Source organism: Bradyrhizobium sp. UFLA05-108, from assembly GCF_059803455.1.
Genome location: NZ_JBANAZ010000121.1, coordinates 1 through 13,335, shown reverse-complemented (window position 1 = coordinate 13,335; position 13,335 = coordinate 1). Strand labels below are relative to the sequence as shown.

The window sequence follows — 13,335 nt, the reverse complement described above, 5'->3', positions numbered from 1 at the left end:
ATGCCTTCACCCCCGAGGAATGCGCCAACTACCTCAAAAATTCAGGCTATCGAACTTAATGCCATCACGCTTTAGCTAAACCGCTCCGCGGCCCAGGCATACAGGCTTCCCGGAATCGGCTTCTGGCCGCCGCGTCCCTTGGGCGAGATGTGCAGGCCGATGATTTCGGGGTTGGCGACGAGGCCGAGATAGTTGGACGGTTCGAAGAACAGTTTTGGTTCGGCATGCACCGCATAGAACGACTGCTTGGGCAACGCGTTATCAAGTTCGCCGAAGCGATGCGCGAGTGCGGTCAACGCGGCCGGACCATAGATCGCGACGCGAATATCCGAGAGCCGGTTCGAGCCGCCGCGCAGGCGGCGCAATGCAAACGTCAGGCGGTGGCGCAGCGACAGCCAGTCCGGCGTCAGCTCCTCCTGCTCCATCAGCGCCTCGAAGGCGCGAACGATGCCGTGCTCGGGCGGCAAATAGAGCACGGAGTTGCCGAGCTGGCGCGGCCGCTCCCAGGCAAAATAGGGTTTTGCCGGATCGATCTCGACGGGTTTCAAGAGCAGCACATCGGCGTCGAGCCACAGGCCTGCGTCTTGAGCCATCAGCTTCATGCGGAAGAAGTCGCTGAACTGAAGCGTGGTCCAGTCGCGCCAGCTTCCGTCCGGCTGCGGTGGCCGCAGCTTTTCCGAGAACACATGCGGCAGGATTGCTTCGGCCTCGGCATTGTCGACGCCGGAAGGCAGGCCCGGAATCGTATCGAAGCTGTAGACAGTGACCCTGTGCCCGGCCGCGAGCTGCGAGCGCAGACAGGTCTGGCGCAGCGCGTCCATCGGGCCATGCCAGAAGGTGACGATGTCGGGCAACATGCGGGCAAGCTATAAATGACAAACGCGAGAGGGCAAAGAACAGCGGGCAAAGAAAAAGCCCCGGCGCGCATCGCACCGGGGCTCGAAATAAAAGCCGATCTCAGGCCCAGGCGCGTTCGCGCTTGAGCTTCTCCTCGTAGGTGTCGATCGAGGCCTTCTTCTCCATCGTGAGGCCGATGTCGTCGAGGCCGTTGATCAGGCAGTGCTTGCGGAACGGGTCGATCTCGAACTTGACCTTGCCGCCGTCGGGGCCGCGGATCTCCTGGTTGGGCAGGTCGATGGTGAGCGTCGCATTGGCGCCGCGCTCCGCATCGTCGAACAGCTTGTCGAGGTCTTCTTGGGCAACGCGGATCGGCAGAATGCCGTTCTTGAAGCAGTTGTTGTAGAAGATGTCGCCGAACGAGGTCGAGATCACGCAGCGGATGCCGAAGTCGAGCAGCGCCCAGGGCGCGTGCTCGCGGCTCGAGCCGCAGCCGAAATTGTCGCCGGCGACCAGCACCTTCGAATTGCGATAGGCCGGCTGGTTGAGCACGAAGTCCGGATTCTCGCTGCCGTCGTCGTTGTAGCGCTGCTCGGAGAACAGCCCCTTGCCAAGGCCGGTACGCTTGATGGTCTTCAGGTACTGCTTCGGAATGATCATGTCGGTGTCGACATTGATGATCTTCAGCGGCGCCGCGACGCCTTCCAGCGTGGTGAACTTGTCCATGGTTGCGCTTCCCGGGTAGGTCAGGGGAACGGCTGTTTATCGCGATTAGGGCCCGAATCCTAGGCCAAATTCGGCAGATCTCATCTGCTCGCCACGAAGTAGGTCGGCTCCCTCTCCCGCTTGCGGGGGAGGTTGACCGAGCCCGTGGCTCGATGAGATCTAGTCTACGGAGGCCTCAATCGCGGCCATATCGTCGTCGGAGAGGCCGAAATGGTGCCCGATCTCATGGATCAGCACGTGGCGGACGATATGGCCGAGGCTCTCCTCGTGCTCGGCCCAATAATCCAGGATCGGCCGGCGGTAGAGCCAAACCATGTTCGGCAGCCGCGCCACGTCGGCGAAGCTTTGCCGCGGCAGGCCGACCCCCTGGAACAGGCCGAGCAGGTCGAACTCGCTCTCGCAGTCCATCTCGTCGAGGACCTCGTCAGTCGGGAAGTCGTCGACGCGGAGGATCACGCCCTCGCAGAGATCGCGAAAGTGTTTCGGCAGGCGCTCGAAGATGTCGTGCGCCACCGCCTCCATTTCGGCGAGCGAAGGCGCTTTCAATTCCGTCCACATGCCCTCTCTTAGCGCGGGTTCCCCGGCGATGCATCCGGCTTTATGATCGCGGCAAGGTTGACGCGCGGCACCAAAACGGGGAGCGTACGGCGCCTTGATGGGGTCGATTCAGGTGGGTGGCACGATGCGGGCGGGAACAGCGGCACTGATCTTACTTTGCCAGGTCTTACTTTGCATGGGGTTGTTTTCGCTGTTTTTTGATTCCGGCGCGAAAGCCCAGGCGACTGGCGCCGCAGTCCGGCTGGCCCAGGTCTTTTCGCCAGATGCCTTGCCCCCGGATGCGCCGCCGCCGCGCCGCCGGCCGCGGTTGCGCGTGGTGCCGTACGAGACGCCGGACGGGGTCTATCCGCGCTACAATCCCGGCCCGGACGCGGTACGGGAATGCAACGCCACCTATGTGCAGGAATATCGGCCGAGCGGCACCGTGATCGTGCCGCGCATGAGCTGCTACTGGCGACGGGGCTAGATCAACGACCTCGCAACGCCCCGATCAGGCCAACGCCGACGACGAGCGCGGACGCGCCGTAGACCAGGATCGCCATCACCGCTTGCACGAACGGGCTCGCCGCGCCCACTTCAACGCCCGGTCCTTGTGCGGCGAGCGCGACCTCCGAGCCGAACAGGGTAACCGTTGAAACAGCAAAGCGCGAAACCGGCAGCCCACCACGTGACAGTGCCATGACCATCTCCTGCATCTGGTCGTCCAGAAGATACGCTGATCATTGACGGTTGGTTTTATTGGCGCAAACGAAATGCGTTGCGCGGGTCTCGAAAGCATCTGGCCGCAGGTCTTTCGCGAGCAGCTCTTTGCATTCATCTTTGCGGCGCGTTCATTCATACACGATTCAGGCTGCCGCCTCTAGCGTTCTCCTCCGTGACGCCATGCTGGATTTTCGTCACACATATTGCGTCACACTTGGAGATAGGAGGAGGACGACATGCAATTCACGAAGGCTAGGGTGTTCGGTCTCGCTGCCGTCGCAGCCGTGCTGATGTCCGCTGCGCCCATCCAGCGCGCGCATGCCGTATCCCTCATCAATCCCGGCGCCGCACCAGCGGTGCAGGATGTCGCTGCCACCACGACGGAAGTGCATTGGCGTGGCTGGCACCATCATCACTGGCGCTGGCACCATTGGCATCACCGGCGCTGGTGGTGACGCGTCGATCGGCGGCAAAACAGGCCCGGATAACCGGGCCTGTTTTCGCTTGCAGATGACGTCACGAAGGCTTCATGCTGGCGGCATGGAGATGGTCATGAAGACAGCGATCGTCATCGTCGGCGCATTGGGACTGGCAATGGCCCTGCCTGATGCATCGGTTGCGGCGACGTCAATCGCCACGCAGCAGTCGTCGGCGCGAACGGTTGATTTCGGCATGCGACGTCACGACCGATACGTGCGTAGCGTTCGGCACGCGCCCTATCAGCCGCACTACTACGCGCGGCCCGTCTATTATCGGCCCTATCCCTACAGCGTGCCCGCTCCCTTCGTGCTCGGCTTCGGGCCGTGGTGGTGAGACTTCCGCGCTCTTTTGTTGGCGCAACTGCACGCTCTCTAGCGACTCTCCATCGCAGCCGATCCTCTCGCTCTCATTCATTCATGAGGCGTTCACGTCACTGTCCCTAATTTAATCTTGGGGAGCGACCGCAAATGAACAGCGCCCGCCACGTCCGCCTCGCACTTCGAGGTGGGCTCACGCCGCGCTGTCCAGATCCAGGGAGGGTTTGATGCTGAGGAGTTTTGATCCCCCGGCGAGCGTGGTCCGCTTGTTCGGACTTGCGGCCGTGGCAGCGCTGGTGCTGTCGGCAGGGACTGCGCAGCGCGCCGAGGCGCTGACCCCAATCAATCCGGTCGCCTTACCGGCAGCGAAAGCCGCGACCGATGACATGGTCACGCAGGTCCGCCACGGTGGTGGCGGCGGTGGCGGCCATGGGGGCGGCTTCCGTGGTGGTGGAGGTTTTCACGGCGGCGGAGGGTTTCACGGCGGTGGCGGAGCGCATTTCGGCGGCGTCCGTGGCGGCGGCTTCCACGGTGGTGGCTTCCGTGCCGCGCCGGCCTTTCATGGCGGCGGCTATCGCTATGGCGGCTTCCGTTACGGCGGATATCACCGTCACTGGGGTTATCGTCCCTACTACGGCTATCGCCACTTCCACCGGCGCTACTATTACGGCGGCTACTATCCCTATTACAGCTATCCGCGCCGCTGCCGGGTCATCTGGACCCATTGGGGCCCGCGCCGCATCTGCCGCTGGCACCATTGGCATCGCTGGCACCACTGGGGCTGGCGGCATCGCTATTGGTGATGTGAGAACCGCCGAACTCTATCCGTCACGTCATGGCCGGGCTTCGTCCCGGCCATCCACGTTCTTGGCCTCGCAAAGAAAGGTCGTGGATGCCCCGGGCATGATGCGGAGTGCTTGTGGCTAGAGCCAATCCCCGAGCTTCCAGGATGCAGGCTTCCAGCGCATCAGATTGTCGAGCTTCCATTGCCGGAACATCGCCGGCGGCCAGCGGCTGAGGCGCGAGGTCTCCTCGATCTCGGGCTTGGCGACGACGCGCGACGGCGCAGCGCGGCGCCGATGCTGGCGCGTCGCATCGCTGATGAGGTCGATGTAGTCCGGCTTGTTGGCCATCTTCATCCTCGCGAGCTCGTCGCGAGGATGAAGTCTTGGGGCAAGCCGCTTAAGGCACGCTTGCCCGGATCGTTAGAATTGCGCTGATGTGGCTCAGCGCCAATCCCTGACGTCGACGAAGTGACCCGCGATCGCAGCCGCGGCCGCCATCGCCGGCGACACCAGATGCGTGCGGCCCTTGAAGCCCTGGCGGCCCTCGAAATTGCGGTTCGAGGTCGAGGCGCAGCGCTCTTCCGGCTTGAGCTTGTCCGGGTTCATGGCGAGGCACATCGAGCAGCCCGGCTCACGCCATTCGAAGCCGGCCTTGATGAAGATCTTGTCCAGACCCTCCGCTTCGGCCTGCTCCTTCACGATGCCGGAGCCCGGCACGACCATGGCGTTGACATGGGCGCTGACGGTCTTGCCCTCGGCGATCTTCGCCGCGGCGCGCAGGTCTTCGATGCGCCCGTTGGTGCAGGAGCCGATGAAGACGCGATCGAGCTTGATGTCGGTGATCTTCGTGCCCGCGGCCAGGCCCATATATTTCAGCGCGCGATGCTTGGAGAGGCGCTTGGCCTCATCCTCGATCTTGTCCGGATCCGGCACGAGGCCGGTCACCGAGATCACGTCTTCAGGCGAGGTGCCCCAGGTCACGATCGGCGGCAGCTTGGCTGCATCCAGCCGAAGCTCGTGGTCGAAATGCGCGCCGTCGTCGGAGCGCAACTTCTCCCAGTAGCGCATCGCGTCATCCCAGGCTGCGCCCTGCGGCGACTTCGGACGGCCGCGCAGGAAGTCGAAGGCCTTCTGGTCGGGCGCGACGAGGCCGGCGCGGGCGCCACCTTCGATCGACATGTTGCAGACCGTCATGCGGCCTTCCATGCTGAGCGCGCGGATCGCATCGCCAGCGTATTCCAGCACGTAACCGGTGCCGCCGGCGGTGCCGATCTCGCCGATGATGGCCAGGATGATGTCCTTGCCCGTCACGCCCTCCGGCAATTTGCCGTCGACGGTGACGCGCATGTTCTTGGCCTTCTTCTGGATCAGCGTCTGCGTCGCCAGCACGTGCTCGACCTCGCTCGTGCCGATGCCGTGCGCGAGCGCGCCGAACGCGCCATGCGTCGAGGTGTGGCTGTCACCGCAGACGATGGTGGTGCCGGGCAGCGTAAAGCCCTGCTCGGGGCCGATGACGTGGACGATGCCCTGGCGCTTGTCGAACTCGTTGTAATATTCGATGCCGAATTCCTTGGCATTCTCCGCGAGCGCCTTGATCTGCTCGATGCTTTCAGGGTCGGGGTTCGGCTTGGTGCGATCGGTGGTCGGCACGTTGTGGTCGACGACGGCGAGCGTCTTTTCGGGCGCGTGCACCTTGCGGCCCGTGGTACGCAGGCCTTCGAAAGCCTGCGGCGAGGTGACTTCGTGCACCAGATGGCGGTCGATATAGAGCAGGCAGGTGCCGTCCTCGGCTTCGTGCACCAGGTGATCGTTCCAGATCTTGTCGTACAGTGTGGTCGGTTTGGACATGAGCGTGAGCTCCAGCAATGTTTGGTAGCGATGTGAAGCGCGCCTTTGCGCGCGGGCAAACAAATCGTCGGCGCAGCGTTTAAGCTGCGCGTCTAAGCTCTGACGTTGCCGAGGTCGCAAAGCGTCCGAAGAACCGGCCAGGCAGCCGCGAGCGATCGTCGATGACGATGCGCTTGATGGGCTCGTTGCGGGTCTGATCTGGAAACATTCCAGGAATATATAGCAGGCCGATTTGGAAGCGCGAGAGCTTTCACTACTTGCACAGGGCATGCCCCTCACCCTGAGGAGCGCGCCTTGGCGCGCGTCTCGAAGGGCGAGGCCACGGACCGGGCCTTCATCCTTCGAGACGCGCGTTCCGCGCTCCTCAGGATGAGGATCGACACCTCGTCGTCACCGCACGAACCGCAAACAAAAAAGCGCGGAGCCAAGCCCCGCGCTTCTTCGCCGATCCGCCTGTTGCGAAGATTACTCGTTGACTGCAGTCGCGCGGTCCTGCTTCTCGACGATGCGAGCCGACTTGCCGCGGAGATTGCGCAGGTAATAGAGCTTGGCGCGACGCACCTTGCCGCGACGCACCACCTTGATCGAGTCGATCATCGGGGAGAGCAGCGGGAACACGCGCTCGACGCCCTCGCCGTAGGAGATCTTGCGCACGGTGAAGCTCTCGTTGAGGCCACCGCCGGAACGGCCGATGCAGACGCCTTCATAGGCCTGCACGCGGGTGCGGTCGCCTTCGACGACCTTCACGTTGACGATCACGGTGTCGCCGGGGGCGAATTCCGGAATCTCCTTGCCGGCGGAGAGCTTGTCGAATTGCTCTTTTTCGAGCTGCTTGATCAGGTTCATGGGTAATTCTCCATCGGCGCGCCCAGCCACGAAAAAGAGGGGGCTGCGCGAAATTCGTCTATCCAGCCATTGCGGATTTGGCCGCTCCTATAAGGCAAGCGGGAGCGTTTGTCACCCGTCTGTCTTGTTTTTTGGCGTTTTTTGGCCGGAGGCTCGATTCGTCGCTTTTTCCCACAGATCCGGCCGCCGGGCAGCCGTCAGGGCCTCGGATTCGGCCCGCCGCCAGGCCGCGACCTTGGCATGGTCGCCGGAGGTAAGGATCTCCGGGATCGGAACCCCTTCAAACAGCTGCGGACGGGTGTATTGGGGATATTCCAGGAGACCTTCGGAGAAGCTTTCCTCGGTTCCCGAGGCCTCCTTGCCCATCACTCCCGGCAAGAGCCGCACGCACGCGTCGATCAGCGCCAGTGCTGCGATTTCGCCGCCGGAAAGCACGTAATCGCCGATCGAGACCTCCTCCAGGCCCCTTGCCTCGATCACCCGCTGGTCGATCCCCTCGAACCGGCCGCAGACAATCAGGGGGCCGGGGCCCTTTGCCAGCTCGATGACGCGGGCCTGGGTCAATGGCCGACCGCGGGGGCTCATGAGGAGCTTTGGCCGCACCTCGCCGATCCCGGCGGCATCGATGGCCGCGGCCAGGACATCCGCCCGCAGCACCATGCCCGGCCCGCCACCGGCCGGCGTGTCGTCGACGCTGCGGTGACGATCGGTCGCGGACGCCCGGATGTCCCGCGCCTCGAGCTCCCAAAGCCCGGAGGCCAGCGCCCGGCCGGCCAGGCTCACGCCGAGCGGTCCCGGAAACATCTCGGGAAACAGCGTCAGCACCGTCGCGCGCCAGGGTGAGGAGTTGGTCATTGCAATCAGCTTAGCCAAAAACCACGGCCTGTGGTTATGGGTCCCCGCTTTCGCGGGGACTGGTGGAGAGAGCGTCGCCTTCGTCCTCGCCTTCGATCTCCTGCGGCAGCGCGATCACGACGCGACCGCCGTCGAGATCGACCTCCGGCACCACCGCGTTGGAGAACGGCAGCAGCATCGTCGTACCCTTGGGCGGAGCAATCTCGATGATGTCGCCGGCGCCGAAATTGTGGATCGCGAACACACGACCGAGCGCGTCGCCGGCCGTGGTGACGGCGGCGAGCCCGATCAGATCGGCGTGGTAATATTCGTCGTCATCGGTCGCAGGCAGCTTTTCGCGCGCGACATAGAGCTCGATGCCGTTGAGCCGTTCGGCTTCATCGCGGGTCGTGACGCCCTTGAACGTCGCGACCAGATGATCCTTGGCCTCGCGTGCCTGCGCGAGCTCGAACTGGCGCTTGCCGTCGAGGGTCGACAGCGGACCATAGCGCCGCACGGCAAAGGGATCTTCGGTGAAGGTCCACAATTTGACCGCGCCGCGCACTCCATGCGCGGCGCCGATCCGCGCGACGCAAATGAGTTGAGACATCAGGTGGCCTCACCCTTCGAGACGCACGCTTTGTTTGCACCGTTCGCGACGGCCTCGCTTTCGCTCGGCTTGCTCGGGTGCGCGTGCTCCTCAGGATGAGGAGATAGACACTCATGCTGAGGAGCACGGCGAAAGCCGTGCGTCTCGAAGCATGAAGGCCTGGGCATCGAAGAGACTTAAGCCTTCGCGGCGGCTTCGGCCTGCGCCTTGCGCTCCTTGCGCGGCACGGCCTTCTGCGGGTTGCTGCGCGCTTCGCGCTTCTTCACGCCGGCTGCGTCCAGGAAGCGCATCACGCGGTCCGAGGGCTGCGCGCCCTTGGCGAGCCAGGCCTTCACCTTGTCCATGTCGAGCTTGAGACGGGTCTCGTTGTCCTTCGGCAGCAGCGGGTTGAAATAGCCCAAGCGCTCGATGAAGCGGCCATCGCGCGGAAAGCGCGAGTCGGCGACGACAACGTGATAGACGGGGCGCTTCTTGGTGCCTGCGCGCGCGAGGCGGATAACGACGGACATTCAGTTCTCCTTCAAAGTACAGTTCGTTCGGTTGATTGGTATTCCGCGTTGCGCAGGATGCTGACGATCCCCCGCGACGAATTCCTCATTTCTTCTTGCCTGGAAAACCGCCGAGGCCCGGCAGCGTCGGCTTGCCGCTCAGCCCGGTCAGTCCAGGCAGGTTCGGCAGGCCGGTGCGAAGACCAGGCGGCAAATCCTTCGGCAGGTTGGGCAAGCCCTGTCCGCCGCCACCGCCCTGCATCTTCTCCTGCAGCGCCTTCATCTCTTCGGGCGAGGGCATCTTCATGCCGCCGCCAAAGCCCATGGCCTGCGCGATGCCGGCGAGCGGGCCGCGCTTGCCCGAGCCCATCGCCTTCATCACGTCGGCCATGTTCCGGTGCATCTTGAGCAGCTTGTTGACGTGCTCGACGCTCTGGCCGCTTCCGGCGGCGATCCGCTTCTTGCGACTCGCCTTGAGCAGGTCGGGGTGCCGGCGCTCCTCGCGCGTCATGGAATCGATGATCGCGACCTGCCGCTTCAGGATCTTGTCGTCGATCCCTGCGGCGGCAATCTGGTTCTTCATCTTGGAGATGCCGGGCATCATGCCCATCAGCCCGCTGATGCCGCCCATATTGGCCATCTGCGACAGCTGCTCGCGCATGTCGTTGAGATCGAACTGGCCCTTGCGCATCCGCTCGGCGGTGCGCGCGGCCTTCTCGGCGTCGATGTTCGCGGCGGCCCGTTCGACCAGCGACACCACGTCGCCCATGCCGAGGATACGGCCGGCGATACGGTCGGGATGGAAATCCTCCAGCGCATCGGTCTTTTCGCCGGTGCCGATCAGCTTGATCGGCTTGCCGGTGACTGCGCGCATCGACAGCGCGGCGCCGCCGCGGCCGTCGCCGTCCACCCTTGTCAGCACGATGCCCGTGAGGCCGACGCGCTGATCGAACGAGCGCGCGAGGTTCACCGCGTCCTGGCCGGTGAGGCTATCCGCAACCAGCAGCACTTCATGCGGATTGGCTGCGGCTTTGATCGCGGCAGCCTCCGCCATCATCTCTTCGTCGAGCGTGGTGCGGCCGGCGGTGTCGAGCAGCACGATGTCGTAGCCGCCGAGCTTGCCGGCTTCCAGCGCGCGCTTCGCGATTTGCGGCGGCTGCTGGCCCGCGACGATCGGCAGGGTCGGAATGTCGAGATCGCGGCCGAGCACGGCGAGCTGCTCCATCGCCGCCGGACGGTAGACGTCGAGCGAAGCCATCAGCACCTTGCGCTTGTCGCGCTGGACGAGGCGGCGGGCGAGCTTCGCGGTGGTCGTCGTCTTGCCGGAACCTTGCAGGCCGACCATCATGATCGGCACCGGCGGCACGGAATTCACGTCGATGGTCTGGCCTTCGGCGCCGAGCGTGTTGATCAGCTCGTCATGGACGATCTTGACGACCATCTGGCCGGGGGTGACCGACTTCACGACGGTGGCGCCGATCGCCTGCTCGCGCACGCGCTCGGTGAAGCTGCGCACCACTTCGAGCGCGACGTCGGCCTCCAGCAGCGCGCGGCGCACTTCGCGCATCGCGGCGTCGACGTCCTTTTCGGTCAGCGCACCGCGCCCCGTCAGACGATCGAGGATGCCGCCAAGCCTTTCCGACAGATTGTCGAACAATGAAGTCGTCCTGTTGCTGTCCCCCGTGGGGGCGCGCTCCGTTACTCTCCGCTGTCATGCCCCGCGAAGGCGGGGCATCCAGTACGCCGCGGCCTCTCGGTTCAAGCCGAGCCGTCTCGGAATACTGGATCCCCCGCCTTCGCAGGGGATGACCACTTGCTCGGGTCGTGGCCCGAAGCCAAATACGATCTTCCAAACACCTTTACGCCCGAGGGCGCATCGCGCTGTCGGGCGTTGACCTCTGGCCTCCAGGGCCAGTCGGCGGGTCGAAAAGAAAGCCTTTCCGAGAAGTGGTGCGGCCTTAAACCCCCGCAAGCCGCAAAAGTCAAGGAAACAAGCCGGAATGTGGCATCTTGAAGGGGGCGGTTCGGCTGCTTATTCCTTCCCGGAACCTTTATTTTGGGGCCATTCGGGCCGTTAGATGACCCGCCGCAGCATCAAGACCTATTCCGGCCCGCCGTCCGATCATTTCGACGGCGAAAAGTTCTTCGACCCCGATGGAGTTCCGCCAAAATCGCTGCGCGAGGTCCTGCGCTGGCAGTTCGGCGGCAAGCGCGACCGGTCGGTCTGGCCGGCCTGGGTTCCGAGCCCCTATGCCGATTATCCGCCGGTGGAGGTTAATGGCGGCAAGGTCAGGCTGTCCTTTGTCGGGCACGCGAGCTGGCTGATCCAGACCGGCGGGCTCAATATCCTCGTCGATCCTGTCTGGTCGATGCGGGTCTCGCCGGTGGGCTGGGCCGGGCCGAAGCGCCACAACGACCCCGGCATCGCCTTCGACAAGCTGCCGAAGATCGACGTCGTGCTGGTCTCGCACGGTCACTACGATCACCTCGACATCGCGACGCTGTCGCGGCTCGCCAAGAATTTTGCGCCGCGCGTGATCACGCCGCTCGGCAACGATCTCACCATGCGTGAGCGCGACGGCGCGATCCGCGCCGAGGCGTTCGACTGGCACGACCGCGTCGAGCTCGGCGGCGACATTGCCGTGCATCTCGTGCCGACACGCCACTGGTCGGCGCGCAGCCTGTTCGACCGCAACAGGGCGCTGTGGGCGAGCTTCGTGCTGGAGACGCCCGCGGGAAAGATCTACGTCGTCTGCGATTCCGGCTACGGCGAGGGCGCGCATTTCCGCCGCGTCGGCGAAGCGCACGGTCCCTTGCGTCTCGCGATCCTGCCGATCGGTGCCTACGAGCCGCGCTGGTTCATGCGCGAGCAGCACATGAATCCGGAAGACGCGGTGAAGGCGCTATCGGACTGCGGCGCGCAGGCCGCGCTGGCGCATCACCATGGCACGTTCCAGCTCACCGATGAGGCCATCGACGCGCCGGCAAAGGCGCTGCTCGAAGCGCTCGATGCAGCGAGCATCCCGCGCGAGCGGTTCGTGGCGCTGAAGCCGGGGCAGGTGGTGGAGATTTGATGACTGCGCCGTTTATCTCCGGTGTCGTCACGGACAAGCGAGCGTAGCGAGCGCACACCCAGGTTGGTGCGGCAGTGTGCCTCTTACTGCGCCGGTTGTGCCGGCTTGATCGCCCAGCTCACATTCACCGTCACCGACAGCGTCTCCTCGCCGGGAGCGACCTGCGCCGGGGCTGCGGCCATGGGTGCGGCTGCTATGCGGCTCTTGAACAGCGGCATCGGACCGCCGCCTTCGGAGATGCTGAGGGGCGCGCCGAGCGTCACGCCGGCGGCCTTGGCGTAGATCTCGGCCTTGCGGCGGGCATCGGCAAGCGCCTGCTCGCGGGCACCGTCGAGCAGTTTCGAGGCCAGCGTGACCTCGAAGGAAATGTTGCCGACATCATTGGCGCCGGCGCCGACCAGCGTGTCGATCACGCTGGCCACCTTGGTCACGTCGCGAATCTTCACCGTGACGCGGTTGCTGGCGCGGAAGCTGACGATGCTCGTTGCGCGGTCCGAGGTCTTGGACGAGGTTGCATATTGCGGCTGCAGCGATAGCCGCGAGGTCTGATAGTCCTTCTCGTCGATGCCCGCGCCCTTCAAGGCCAGCAGCACCTTGCCCATCGCCGCGTTGTTGGCGTCGGAGGCTTCCTTCGCGGTCTTCGCGTCGTTGGCGACACCCGCATCGATCTGCGCGAGATCAGGTGCCGCCGACACGCTCGCCTCGCCGCTCACCGAGACCGCCGACGGAAAATCGTCGGCAAGCGCAGGAGTCGCGCCAAGCGCGGCGGTGAAAACAGCGGCCATGATCGCGTTGTTCTTCATCACGTTCACTTCAGCGGCACATAGACGTTGATCACGAGCTTGTCCTCCGCCGTCTTCAGGGGATCGGTGAGGTACTCCTCGATGAAAGTGTCCTTGGCTTCCAGCTTCTTGTCGTCGAGGTGATTGGTGATCGCCTCATAGGTGTTGTCCATGTTGTCGTAGGAGCCGCGATGGACGAACTTCAGCGCCTTGCCCTCCGGCGACTTGCCGATGCTCATGTCCTTGCCCAGGCTCTTGGGATCCTGGTCGATCGGGATCTCCGCGAGGAAGGTGAAGCCGGTGTCGTCGGTCGAGGTGTAGACGATCATCGGATTGCCCGCGGGCTTGATGCCCTGCTTGTCCAAAAGCGCGTTCAGCGCCTTGAACGAATCGATCAGCGTGTCGAAGGCGGAATCCCAGTTGGCGCTTCCCTTGGCCATCACGACCT

At 64.2% G+C, this 13,335-nt stretch carries 18 protein-coding genes; 5 read left to right on the top strand and 13 right to left on the bottom strand.

All coding sequences use genetic code 11. From position 1 onward, the window contains the following. Positions 1 to 71: 71 nt before the first annotated feature. The 3 genes from SO140_RS44150 to SO140_RS44140 all read right to left on the bottom strand — a co-directional run bounded on the left by SO140_RS44150 (position 72) and on the right by SO140_RS44140 (position 2,121). A complete protein-coding gene (locus tag SO140_RS44150) occupies positions 72 to 857 on the bottom strand; it encodes a glycosyltransferase family 32 protein (protein WP_449384363.1) in 786 nt (261 codons plus the stop codon). Between the two features lie 100 nt (positions 858 to 957). Further along, positions 958 to 1,563 carry a 3-isopropylmalate dehydratase small subunit gene (gene leuD, locus SO140_RS44145; protein ID WP_449384362.1) on the bottom strand — a complete coding sequence of 202 codons (606 nt, stop codon included), beginning with the start codon at positions 1,561 to 1,563 and terminating at the stop codon, positions 958 to 960. 159 nt (positions 1,564 to 1,722) lie between these two features. Further along, positions 1,723 to 2,121, bottom strand: a complete 399-nt coding sequence (locus tag SO140_RS44140; protein WP_449384361.1) for a metallopeptidase family protein — start codon at positions 2,119 to 2,121, stop codon at positions 1,723 to 1,725. Between the two features lie 175 nt (positions 2,122 to 2,296). On the opposite strand from SO140_RS44140, the gene SO140_RS44135 reads away from it, so the two are divergent. Next, positions 2,297 to 2,587 carry a hypothetical protein gene (locus SO140_RS44135; protein WP_449384365.1) on the top strand — a complete coding sequence of 97 codons (291 nt, stop codon included), beginning with the start codon at positions 2,297 to 2,299 and terminating at the stop codon, positions 2,585 to 2,587. Between the two features lies 1 nt (position 2,588). Here the strand turns inward: SO140_RS44135 and SO140_RS44130 are convergent, their stop codons facing one another. After that, positions 2,589 to 2,801 (bottom strand): hypothetical protein, encoded by a 213-nt coding sequence (locus SO140_RS44130; RefSeq protein WP_498544079.1) that lies wholly within the window; start codon positions 2,799 to 2,801, stop codon positions 2,589 to 2,591. A 258-nt stretch (positions 2,802 to 3,059) separates the two neighbouring features. On the opposite strand from SO140_RS44130, the gene SO140_RS44125 reads away from it, so the two are divergent. The 3 genes from SO140_RS44125 (at position 3,060) to SO140_RS44115 (ending at position 4,423) form a co-directional block, all read left to right on the top strand. Further along, positions 3,060 to 3,278 (top strand): hypothetical protein, encoded by a 219-nt coding sequence (locus SO140_RS44125; protein WP_449384359.1) that lies wholly within the window; start codon positions 3,060 to 3,062, stop codon positions 3,276 to 3,278. Positions 3,279 to 3,375: 97 nt separating this feature from the next. Then, a complete protein-coding gene (locus SO140_RS44120; protein ID WP_449384358.1) occupies positions 3,376 to 3,636 on the top strand; it encodes a hypothetical protein in 261 nt (86 codons plus the stop codon). Between the two features lie 211 nt (positions 3,637 to 3,847). Then, positions 3,848 to 4,423 carry a hypothetical protein gene (locus SO140_RS44115; RefSeq protein WP_449384357.1) on the top strand — a complete coding sequence of 192 codons (576 nt, stop codon included), beginning with the start codon at positions 3,848 to 3,850 and terminating at the stop codon, positions 4,421 to 4,423. A 120-nt stretch (positions 4,424 to 4,543) separates the two neighbouring features. Here the strand turns inward: SO140_RS44115 and SO140_RS44110 are convergent, their stop codons facing one another. The 7 genes from SO140_RS44110 to ffh form a co-directional block, all read right to left on the bottom strand. Beyond that, positions 4,544 to 4,753, bottom strand: coding sequence for a hypothetical protein (locus SO140_RS44110; protein ID WP_449384364.1), 210 nt, complete (start codon positions 4,751 to 4,753; stop codon positions 4,544 to 4,546). A 93-nt stretch (positions 4,754 to 4,846) separates the two neighbouring features. After that, complete coding sequence (gene leuC / locus SO140_RS44105) at positions 4,847 to 6,253, bottom strand: 3-isopropylmalate dehydratase large subunit (RefSeq protein ID WP_449384356.1); 1,407 nt, start codon at positions 6,251 to 6,253, stop codon at positions 4,847 to 4,849. Between the two features lie 465 nt (positions 6,254 to 6,718). Continuing rightward, positions 6,719 to 7,099, bottom strand: a complete 381-nt coding sequence (gene rplS, locus SO140_RS44100; protein ID WP_254101811.1) for a 50S ribosomal protein L19 — start codon at positions 7,097 to 7,099, stop codon at positions 6,719 to 6,721. Positions 7,100 to 7,210: 111 nt separating this feature from the next. Beyond that, positions 7,211 to 7,954, bottom strand: a complete 744-nt coding sequence (gene trmD, locus SO140_RS44095) for a tRNA (guanosine(37)-N1)-methyltransferase TrmD (RefSeq protein ID WP_449384355.1) — start codon at positions 7,952 to 7,954, stop codon at positions 7,211 to 7,213. A 34-nt stretch (positions 7,955 to 7,988) separates the two neighbouring features. Beyond that, positions 7,989 to 8,543 carry a ribosome maturation factor RimM gene (gene rimM, locus SO140_RS44090; RefSeq protein WP_449384354.1) on the bottom strand — a complete coding sequence of 185 codons (555 nt, stop codon included), beginning with the start codon at positions 8,541 to 8,543 and terminating at the stop codon, positions 7,989 to 7,991. Between the two features lie 176 nt (positions 8,544 to 8,719). Next, positions 8,720 to 9,052 (bottom strand): 30S ribosomal protein S16, encoded by a 333-nt coding sequence (gene rpsP / locus SO140_RS44085; RefSeq protein ID WP_027523519.1) that lies wholly within the window; start codon positions 9,050 to 9,052, stop codon positions 8,720 to 8,722. 85 nt (positions 9,053 to 9,137) lie between these two features. Then, on the bottom strand, positions 9,138 to 10,688 hold the full coding sequence (gene ffh, locus SO140_RS44080; protein ID WP_449384353.1) for a signal recognition particle protein: 1,551 nt from the start codon (positions 10,686 to 10,688) through the stop codon (positions 9,138 to 9,140). Between the two features lie 421 nt (positions 10,689 to 11,109). Here ffh and SO140_RS44075 point away from each other — a divergent pair, with 421 nt between their 5' ends. After that, complete coding sequence (locus SO140_RS44075; protein ID WP_449384352.1) at positions 11,110 to 12,105, top strand: MBL fold metallo-hydrolase; 996 nt, start codon at positions 11,110 to 11,112, stop codon at positions 12,103 to 12,105. 83 nt (positions 12,106 to 12,188) lie between these two features. Here the strand turns inward: SO140_RS44075 and SO140_RS44070 are convergent, their stop codons facing one another. Both SO140_RS44070 and SO140_RS44065 read right to left on the bottom strand, forming a co-directional pair. Beyond that, positions 12,189 to 12,908 carry an SIMPL domain-containing protein gene (locus tag SO140_RS44070; RefSeq protein ID WP_449384351.1) on the bottom strand — a complete coding sequence of 240 codons (720 nt, stop codon included), beginning with the start codon at positions 12,906 to 12,908 and terminating at the stop codon, positions 12,189 to 12,191. A 5-nt stretch (positions 12,909 to 12,913) separates the two neighbouring features. After that, positions 12,914 to 13,335, bottom strand: a 422-nt coding sequence (locus SO140_RS44065) for a GyrI-like domain-containing protein (protein WP_498544078.1), incomplete at its 5' end; no start/stop codon positions are given.

Excerpts from the sequence above, each read along its gene's own strand:
- SO140_RS44070 (WP_449384351.1), bottom strand. The coding sequence starts at position 12,908 with ATGAAGAACAACGCGATCATGGCCGCTGTTTTCACCGCCGCGCTTGGC.
- leuC (WP_449384356.1), bottom strand. The coding sequence starts at position 6,253 with ATGTCCAAACCGACCACACTGTACGACAAGATCTGGAACGATCACCTG.
- SO140_RS44125 (WP_449384359.1), top strand. The coding sequence starts at position 3,060 with ATGCAATTCACGAAGGCTAGGGTGTTCGGTCTCGCTGCCGTCGCAGCC.
- SO140_RS44115 (WP_449384357.1), top strand. The coding sequence starts at position 3,848 with ATGCTGAGGAGTTTTGATCCCCCGGCGAGCGTGGTCCGCTTGTTCGGA.
- SO140_RS44135 (WP_449384365.1), top strand. The coding sequence starts at position 2,297 with ATGGGGTTGTTTTCGCTGTTTTTTGATTCCGGCGCGAAAGCCCAGGCG.
- SO140_RS44140 (WP_449384361.1), bottom strand. The coding sequence starts at position 2,121 with ATGTGGACGGAATTGAAAGCGCCTTCGCTCGCCGAAATGGAGGCGGTG.
- leuD (WP_449384362.1), bottom strand. The coding sequence starts at position 1,563 with ATGGACAAGTTCACCACGCTGGAAGGCGTCGCGGCGCCGCTGAAGATC.
- SO140_RS44120 (WP_449384358.1), top strand. The coding sequence starts at position 3,376 with ATGAAGACAGCGATCGTCATCGTCGGCGCATTGGGACTGGCAATGGCC.
- rpsP (WP_027523519.1), bottom strand. The coding sequence starts at position 9,052 with ATGTCCGTCGTTATCCGCCTCGCGCGCGCAGGCACCAAGAAGCGCCCC.
- SO140_RS44075 (WP_449384352.1), top strand. The coding sequence starts at position 11,110 with ATGACCCGCCGCAGCATCAAGACCTATTCCGGCCCGCCGTCCGATCAT.
- SO140_RS44110 (WP_449384364.1), bottom strand. The coding sequence starts at position 4,753 with ATGGCCAACAAGCCGGACTACATCGACCTCATCAGCGATGCGACGCGC.
- SO140_RS44150 (WP_449384363.1), bottom strand. The coding sequence starts at position 857 with ATGTTGCCCGACATCGTCACCTTCTGGCATGGCCCGATGGACGCGCTG.
- rimM (WP_449384354.1), bottom strand. The coding sequence starts at position 8,543 with ATGTCTCAACTCATTTGCGTCGCGCGGATCGGCGCCGCGCATGGAGTG.
- rplS (WP_254101811.1), bottom strand. The coding sequence starts at position 7,099 with ATGAACCTGATCAAGCAGCTCGAAAAAGAGCAATTCGACAAGCTCTCC.
- trmD (WP_449384355.1), bottom strand. The coding sequence starts at position 7,954 with ATGACCAACTCCTCACCCTGGCGCGCGACGGTGCTGACGCTGTTTCCC.
- SO140_RS44130 (WP_498544079.1), bottom strand. The coding sequence starts at position 2,801 with ATGGCACTGTCACGTGGTGGGCTGCCGGTTTCGCGCTTTGCTGTTTCA.